General features: G+C 35.0%; 5 protein-coding genes and 1 tRNA gene. 1 reads left to right on the top strand and 5 read right to left on the bottom strand.

Annotation, left to right across the window (positions count from 1 at the left end):
- Positions 1 to 128: 128 nt before the first annotated feature.
- The 3 genes from VKY47_RS12815 to VKY47_RS12805 form a co-directional block, all read right to left on the bottom strand.
- A tRNA-Asp gene (locus VKY47_RS12815) sits at positions 129 to 202 on the bottom strand.
- A gap of 123 nt (positions 203 to 325) precedes the next feature.
- Entirely contained in the window at positions 326 to 1255 is a 930-nt protein-coding gene (locus VKY47_RS12810) for a DUF58 domain-containing protein (RefSeq protein ID WP_324313206.1), read from the bottom strand.
- Positions 1256 to 1338: 83 nt separating this feature from the next.
- A complete protein-coding gene (locus tag VKY47_RS12805) occupies positions 1339 to 1461 on the bottom strand; it encodes a hypothetical protein (RefSeq protein WP_324313205.1) in 123 nt (40 codons plus the stop codon).
- Between the two features lie 225 nt (positions 1462 to 1686).
- Between VKY47_RS12805 and VKY47_RS12800 the strand changes: the two genes are divergently transcribed.
- Positions 1687 to 2232 (top strand): hypothetical protein, encoded by a 546-nt coding sequence (locus VKY47_RS12800; RefSeq protein WP_324313204.1) that lies wholly within the window; start codon positions 1687 to 1689, stop codon positions 2230 to 2232.
- A 127-nt stretch (positions 2233 to 2359) separates the two neighbouring features.
- On the opposite strand, the gene VKY47_RS12795 is transcribed toward VKY47_RS12800, so the two are convergent.
- Together VKY47_RS12795 and trxA are read right to left on the bottom strand one after the other, a co-directional pair.
- On the bottom strand, positions 2360 to 3331 hold the full coding sequence (locus VKY47_RS12795; RefSeq protein WP_324313203.1) for a hypothetical protein: 972 nt from the start codon (positions 3329 to 3331) through the stop codon (positions 2360 to 2362).
- 196 nt (positions 3332 to 3527) lie between these two features.
- Complete coding sequence (gene trxA / locus VKY47_RS12790) at positions 3528 to 3845, bottom strand: thioredoxin (protein ID WP_324313202.1); 318 nt, start codon at positions 3843 to 3845, stop codon at positions 3528 to 3530.
- Between the last annotated feature and the right edge of the window lie 88 nt (positions 3846 to 3933).

The following is a 3933-nucleotide window of genomic DNA, read 5'->3' as shown; positions in this document are numbered from 1 at the left end:
AAAAAAGGAAAGCTTTCCATCGGTTTAACTACTTAAACCATTGACAGACTACTACATCCGTCAAACAACACAACTAAATTTTATTGCCAAAAAAAAGCTCCAATTTCTTGGAGCTTTAGCAATTTAAGCGGTCTGGACGGGACTCGAACCCGCGACCTTCGCCGTGACAGGGCGACATTCTAACCAACTGAACTACCAGACCGTTGCTTTTTGCACTGCTTTTCAGAATCAAACTCCGTAGACTTTAATCCCTCAAGCGGCTGCAAATATAAGAGCCTTTTTTAATATCTCAAACATTTTTTGCAAATTTTTTACTTTTTTTTCTTTAAATAAAATTTTTACGAGCTATCATATAGGTTGTCAGGATATTATCAAATTTATTATTAACATCGGCTTCTACATATTTTATTTTGTATTGCCCACATTTAAGTTTAATCGCTTCAAAATAATCACTAACCGCCTTTTGATAGGTGTCTTTTATGTTGTCCGCATATAAATTTATGTGCTCTCCCGTCTCTACATCAACAAAACGCTTGGGTACATTGTCAAAATCGAAGTCTAATTCCTTTTTCTTATCAAACACATGAAACAACACCACCTCATGCTTGTTGTATTTTAAATGACGTAGGGCATCAAACAGTTTTTCTTCTGCTACCTCGGTTTGCAACATATCTGTAAAAAAGAAAATCAAAGACCGCCTTTTTATATTTTCAGCTATTTGATGTAAATACGTATAGGTATCGGTTTGTCTTTGTTCCGGTTTAGATTCTACCAAGGCACTTAATTGATGTAACAACATGTGGTGATGTCTTTCACTACCCTTTTCTGGCGAATAAAAATCATACGAATCGCTATACACACTCAATCCGACTGCGTCGCGTTGTTTTTTTAATATGTGCATTAATGAGGCTGAGGCTAAAGCTGTAAAAGCAATTTTATTTAAGCTATCAATTGAAAAGGATTTTAGTTCCGGATAATGCATGGAACTGCTATTGTCGATAATTAAATGACAGCGCAGATTGGTTTCTTCATCATAACGCTTGGTATACAACTTATCAGTTTTAGCATAGAGCTTCCAATCGATATGTTTGGTACTTTCGCCTTGATTATAGATTTTATGCTCGGCAAATTCTGCTGAGAACCCGTGAAACGGACTTTTATGCATACCAGCAATAAAGCCTTCAACGACCTGCTTGGCAAGTAAGTCTAGGTTTTTAAAACCTCCAGTTTTATTAAGTTCTAATTGTAAATCCATACGTGTCTAAACTAAAAAAGGTTTGCCGTTAATGCAAACCTTTTATCTTTTCTTTTGGAATATGCTTATTTAAACCAGTGGCACTATTCTTCTGTTTGGATAAAATCGAAGGAAAGGTCTCCGGCATAAGAATCATCACTACTACAAGAAAAAACGAATAAGCTTGTTAGAGCAAGAATAGCACTTTTAAAACATTTAGTTTTCATTTTAATTATTTATAATATTAAACTACTTGATGTATTTTACATTAAAAGATTCACATGGTTTTACCTGTTTTATACACAACTAAAACAGCAGCTACTTTAATAAAAACCAGCATGTAAGCCCCAAATAACTTCTAAATAATAAAATCTATATTATAAAATTTTGCTCTAACAACTAGGTTTAAAAAATTATTATTACATTTAAAAATAATTTTAAAATTTAAACCTATGAAAATCACTAATTATTTGTTCCTCAGTCTATTTGTTCTTGGTCTTGTATCATGTTCCAGTGATGACGACGGAAGCCCTGACGGAGGTAACTCGGGTAATGGCAACCCACAAGAAGCAAGCATTGTAGGAAGCTGGAATGCTGACAACTTTATTATGAATGGTATTTTTGCTGGTGATGAACTCACCATAACTTTTAATGGTGTGGCTGATACCATGACAGGAAACGATATAACTTTTTATCAAGACAATACCACAACAGGAAATAGTGCTCCATTTATGATGGACCTGACCACGATCATAAACGGCGTTCCTTCAACTACAGAGCAAGAAATGAACACCCCTATGGCAACTGAAGGAACTTGGAGTCGTGAAGGAAACAAACTGTACTTGGTTGAAAACAGTATGGGACAAACACAAGAATTTACCATTGAAACTTTAACGGAAACCACCTTGGTAATAACAGGAGATCATAACAGTGTCACTATTGAGGACGGGTTTCCACCTAACACCGAATTCGACATCAAACTTACTTACAAAAGATAAATAAAGCTTATGGAGCTTCATGGAGTTTTAAAGAACTCTCTAAGTTTTAGCTATCTTATAAATTAAAAAAAGGCAAACGCAATCCATTTGATTGCGTTTGCCTTTTTAATGTCAACTAGCGAATTACTTATCTGTTTAGAGATTTCTCTAATTTGATTCTAGCCGATGGCGACAAAGGCTTCGACTGAAGTCTTCTTTGATTTTGCATGAGCCTAGAGTCTTCTTCCGTGATTTCAAAAGAAAAAACAGGAGCGATATCATCTGCAATATCTGAACCTCCAGAATTACTTGGGAAGCCTATAGGGAAATTACCATTATATGGGTTTTGTGTAGAAGTCGGAATTTCTTCCCCGTTTAAATGAACAGACACGACAAAATTTGTAGCAGTAGTCGGATCGCAATTCTCATACATATCTACATATACATAATATATACCAGGTTCTATGGTAGCGTCGTCTGGATAGGTTATGTTTTCATTATTAACCCCATCAATAGTACAAGCCGGATTAGAATCTAAGTCTAAAAACCCACCATTATTACTAGTTTCATTCCCGTAATAAATATGACTTCCGTTTGGTTCAATTAAGTGTAAGTCCACATCCTTATCATTGTCAAACGACAGGCTAACTTGTAAAGCACCCGTACCAACATTGATAACCAAAACATCGGCATACACCGTCTGACTCACACGATTGTTTTCATCTAAATAAGCCATACGAACGGTAAAATGGTCTTGATGGTTTAATTGATTTATTTTTAAAATGAAACTCTGATTTAAATCGGAAGTATTCTCTGGCACAAGCTCGAAGTATCCGTGCCTATCAACAGCACCTATAAAAAGTTTTTGAGCTCTGGTACTCGTTTGAATCGTTGCATACGAGGTTCCACCAGGAATTACATGACTATTCATGTTATAGACCTCCAAACCTGCATCGCTAGAGGCTTCTGGGAAGTCATTGCTAATCAAAGTGGCATGTTGCACCTTGAACAACTCATTAACGGTAGGACTACTTTCATTAGAGTCGTCATCACTACTGCATGAAAAAACAATTAGGCCTAAAAATGCCAGGGACAGGGTTCTTAAAAATTTTAATTTCATAATAATTATGTTTTATGTTATACTACTTAATGAGTTTTATAAAAAAAGGTTAACAGGCCATCAATCTTTTCATGTAAAACACTATATAACAAAGTATTACATATTCCAGATAAAACCAAATTTAATTTTAAGATGAGGCATAAAAAAAAGGCTTGCTGTTAAAGCAAGCCTTTGATATGTTTTATAAAAAATAATCTTATAAAAGCGCGTCGATAGCTTCAGTATAAACACTTTTCTGTGCAACACCAACTTGACGACCTACTACTTCTCCATTTTGAAAAACCAAAACGGTTGGAATGTTACGCACGCCGTATTTAGCTGCAAATTCTTGGTTTGCATCTACATCTACTTTTCCTACAACAGCTTTACCTTCGTATTCTTTGCTTATTTCTTCAATGATTGGTCCAACCATTCTACATGGTCCACACCAAGCTGCCCAAAAATCTACCATTACTGGTACATCACTTTTTAATACAGTTTCTTCAAACGTTGCATCTGTTATATCTAATGCCATAATCTATAATTTAATAGGTTCTACTTCTTATTATTATGCAATATTAGTCAAAAATTTTGCCAAAGCTTACAACCTGCCAATTTGTTTT

The sequence above is a fragment of the Xanthomarina sp. genome (genome assembly GCF_035306705.1).
Taxonomy (GTDB): Bacteria; Bacteroidota; Bacteroidia; order Flavobacteriales; family Flavobacteriaceae; genus Xanthomarina.
This window is presented reverse-complemented; position numbering and strand designations above follow the sequence as displayed.